The sequence below is a fragment of the Rhodococcus sp. P3_B8 genome (genome assembly GCF_056402775.1).
On the sequence record NZ_JBFUGT010000452.1, the window covers coordinates 1 to 4035 of the forward strand.

General features: G+C 67.4%; 3 protein-coding genes and 1 pseudogene. All 4 read right to left on the reverse strand.

The features are described from left to right. Window positions 1–537: 537 nt before the first annotated feature. Complete coding sequence (locus tag AC1D1G_RS42680) at window positions 538–1353, reverse strand: alpha/beta fold hydrolase (protein WP_283353191.1); 816 nt, start codon at window positions 1351–1353, stop codon at window positions 538–540. Continuing rightward, window positions 1350–1802: a MaoC family dehydratase gene (locus AC1D1G_RS42685; protein ID WP_283353192.1), complete on the reverse strand. Its 453-nt coding sequence runs from the start codon at window positions 1800–1802 to the stop codon at window positions 1350–1352. The genes AC1D1G_RS42680 and AC1D1G_RS42685 overlap by 4 nt, the downstream gene beginning before the upstream one ends. 20 nt (window positions 1803–1822) lie before the next feature. Next, the gene (locus AC1D1G_RS42690; RefSeq protein ID WP_283353193.1) at window positions 1823–3520 is read right to left on the reverse strand and encodes a PHA/PHB synthase family protein; all 1698 of its coding nucleotides are present in this window, start codon (window positions 3518–3520) and stop codon (window positions 1823–1825) included. A gap of 173 nt (window positions 3521–3693) precedes the next feature. After that, window positions 3694–4035: pseudogene (locus AC1D1G_RS42695) on the reverse strand (hypothetical protein); the annotation flags it as partial.

Genomic DNA, 4035 nt, shown 5'->3' on the forward strand with positions numbered 1-4035 from the left:
GCGCACACGATGACCGACCCGCTGGCAGCGGCATACCCGGGTTGCGAACCCCTTCCCGGGGCGAACGTCGTCGGCGAGGGCTCGGGTCCCCGATAGGCCAGCACGGCGAGTTCGCCGCATTCTGACATCCGCGCGATCGACGAGCACTGCACACCCATCAATGCGCCTGTGCAACGGAGCCGCAAGTACCCTCGGCGGCAAWCGGTGCTCGACCAACGAGAACCCGCCGCCCCAGTCCCGGCCGTTGATCAGAAACCGATCACCACAGGCCGCGGCTGGTTGGTAGAGCTCGTCGTCTTCAGGACCGGCAATGCGATGATTCGACACCGCCCACACCGCTTCGCACGATCGAGCAAATTAGGTGTTTCACACCTTACGCCGACCTCCAATAGCGGTTGAGGGGATGAAGAATGGCTCCGTTCGCCCGAGTCGGTGCGATCGGCGCGGGACCGTCGTCCTCCTGGTGTGCCAACAGATCGGCTTCGGCATCCTGTCCGGCGCGGTCGTCCCCTCCGTATTGCTGCTACCGCTGGTTTCTTAGGTATGACGGAATGTCTCGATCACTGGGGCGAGTTCGGTGGCGTTGGTGATCAGGTCGATGTGTCCGCCGTCGTGGAGGTGCAGGGTGGCGTGTGGGAGAAGCGTTTTCATGATGTGCGCGTTGACGACGGGAATGATGGGGTCGTCGGCTCCGGCGATGATCAGCGTCCGTTGTCGTATTGCCGGTAGTGTCGGCAGGCTTGTCCAGACCGATCCCGCGAGGAGTTGGTGCGTGTAGCCGATTTTCGATCCGGGGTGGAGTTGCTTCAGGAAGAGTTGGGCGACGTCGTCTTTTTGCGTGCGGGCGGTGCCGCCGTAGAGGTCGCCGGCGATGGACGCCGCATAGTCGGGGTCGCGGAATCTGCGGGGTGTGAGCATCTTGACCAGGATCCGGGGGTGGCCGGGGATCATGAGCATGCCGGTCCCGGAGGCAACGATGACCAGGCGCCTGCAGCGCCGCGGATTCTGGAACGCGAACTGCTGTGCCAGCGCCCCACCCCAGGACAGACCGAGGACGTCGACCACGCCGACGCCCAGCCGGGTCAGGATCCGGCCCAGCATCCAGGCGAGGTACGGAAAGCCGTACGGCACCAGGGACACCGGTGATCCGCCGGTGCCGGGGACGTCGAATCGGATGACGGTGGTGTCGGGGTCGAGCTGCGCGACGAGGGGGTCGAGCACCTCGTAGCTGGCGCCGATGCCGTTGCACAAGACGACCGGCACCCCGGTGCCGCGGCGGACGCTGACCCTGATGCGCTGCCCGCCCGCCGCGATATAGCTCTCTTCGACGGGCCCGGGGTGGGCGGCCGTCACCGGTAGAGCACGACGACGTCGGCGATGCAGGCCGGGCGCCCGCCGCCTTCGACCTCGTACGTGAGTCCGAACACCGTCTCGATGCCGGCGGGTTTCTGCTGGGCGGAGGTGACGGTGACCGTGGCGCGCAGCCGCGCTCCGACCGGTACCGGGGCGGGGAAGCGGACCTTATTGAGGCCGTAGTTGAGAGCGGCCGTGGTGTCGTCGATCTCGAGGACTTCCGCCAGGACCATCGGTGCGAGTGACAACGTGAGGTAGCCGTGGGCGATGGTGCCGCCGAACGGGCCTTCGGCCGCACGGGCGGGATCGGTGTGAATCCATTGGTGATCGTCGGTGGCGTCGGCGAAGCGGTTCACCTGATCTTGGGTGATGTCGAGCCAGTCGGTCGTGCCGAGTGTGTGTCCGGACAGATCCAAGAGGGCGGTGGGGGTGTCGAGATGGGTGGTCATCGTGGTCTTTCGGTCGGCGGTCARTTGTGGTGGACGTAGGTGCCGGGAGCCGGCGCGAGCGGGGGGAGGTCGCGGCCACCGAGGGTGTGCGGCGCCTCGATCTGCGGGCCGCTGCGGTCGGCGAGCCAGCCGGTGTAGTCGGACCACCAGGAGTCGCTGGTCTTCTCCGACGACTCGAACCACTCGTCGGCGCTCGACTCGTCGACCCTGCCGGCCCGGAACGAGGCCCGCGGATTGCCCGGCGGATTGACCAGGGCGGCGATGTGCCCGTTGGTGGAGAGAACGAATCGGTTGTCCTTGCCGCCGAACATTTGTGCGCTGCGGTAGCAGGCTTGCCAGGGGGAGATGTGATCGGCGATCCCGCTGACGATGTAGGAGTCTGCGGTCACGGTGGACAGGTCGACCGGCGTCCCCAGCATGGTGACGGCTCCGGGAGTGGTCAGCTTGTTGCCGGTCCCCAGCAGCACCATGTCCTTGTGCAGGGCGGCCGCCATTCTGGTGGTGTCGGAGTTCCAGAACAGCACGTCGAACGCGGCTGGTGAGCGGCCCTGGACGTAGTTGTTGACCCAGTACCGCCACACGAGGTCGGTCGGCCGCAGCCACGCGAAGAGTTCGGCCAACGTGCGGCCGTCGAGGTAGCCCTTGGCGGCGGAGGTGCGGATGGCGGCCTGGGCCGCGCGGTCGCTCATCGCGGCGGCAGCGAAACCGGCGTTGGTCTGATCCAGCACGGTCACCGCCAGCGCGAGGCTCGCGATCCGCTCGCCCTCCCCGATGTCGGCGAGGTGCGCGGCGACCATGGCCGCGAGGATGCCGCCCGAGCAGGTGGCGAGCAGGTGCGCACTGTCGGTCCCGGCGATCGTCTGCACCGCATCGAGTGCCTCGATGATCGCGGCGCCGTAGGTGTCGAAGCCCCAATCGCGGTGCCGGGCCTGCGGGTTGCGCCAGGAGATCGTGAAGACTTGCTGGCCCTGCTGCAGGAAATGTTCGATCATGCTGCGGCCGGGGGCGATGTCGACGATGTAGTACTTGTTGATCACCGGCGGCACCACCAGCAGCGGGACCGCGTGCACCGCCGGGGTCTGCGGTGCGTAGTGGATCAGCTCGAACGCCCGGGTTTGCAGCACCACCGCCCCCTTGGTGGTGGCCACGGTTTCCCCGACCGCGAAGGCGTCCGGGTCGACCATCGCGGGGACCCGTGGGTGGGAGGCCATGTCGCGGGCGAAGGCTTTCACTCCGCGGATCGCGCTCAGTCCGCCTGTGTCGATCAGCGCCTTCCACCCGAGGGGGCTGAGCAACGGATTGTTGGTCGGTGCCAGACCCTCGATGAGGTTGTCGAGGGCGAACCGCACCTTCTCCGAGTCCCGCCAGTCCAGGTCCGCGTCGGTGAACACGGCGTCGGCGGTGTCGGCTGCCGCCAGGTAGGCCTGCATGGTCCGTTTCAGCAAGGGATTTGCGTGCCACGCCGGGTCGGCGAAGCGTTTGTCGCTCTTGGCGGGAACGCGCCCGGACTTGCCGGCCGCAATGGCGCCCAGTTCGCGGGCGAGGAGGGAGCCGCGTCCGGCGAGGGTGCGGGGCTGCTTGGCGAGGCTGACACCGAGCCGGGTCAGCGGCCCGCGCGGCAGCATTCGGCCGGCGATACCGCGGGTGGAGTTGGTGAGCAGGAGGTCGAGCGGTGCTGCGTGCTCGTCGGGACTGGTGATCGGGGTTGTCAACGTCACTGGTGCGCTTTCGATTGCGGGGACTGCGATGTCGTGTAGTTCGGACACGCGTTCATTGGCGAACGTCCGTGGCCGGCGGGGGATGAGCCTGCGCATCGCAGCCTCGCTCACGGTCCCCCGTCGATGAACGACTTGGTCGTCGAAGGGGAACCGCGATGTTCGTGCGCTTGTGGTCAGGCGGTGAACGGGTTCAACGCCGGAAGGGGCTTGATGAGCGGCGCGAGCAGCGCGGCGGACTGCTCGACGGTGAGGACCTCGCTCGGATCGAGCGCGATGATCTCGCGGACCGATTCGTCGTACTCCCACACGTCCTCACCGATCAGGCGGCCCTGGTTGTCGTAGGGCCAGATCATGTGCTCGGCGGACTTCATCAGGTAGGTGGCGTCGGGGTCGACGGGTGCCCCGCCGGCCGCGAGGACACTGCCGGGGGTCTGCTGGTACATCGTCGAGGTCGAGACGATCATGTGGTCGCTGACCGCAAGCTTCTCGTCGTCCACGTAGAACACGCACTGGGC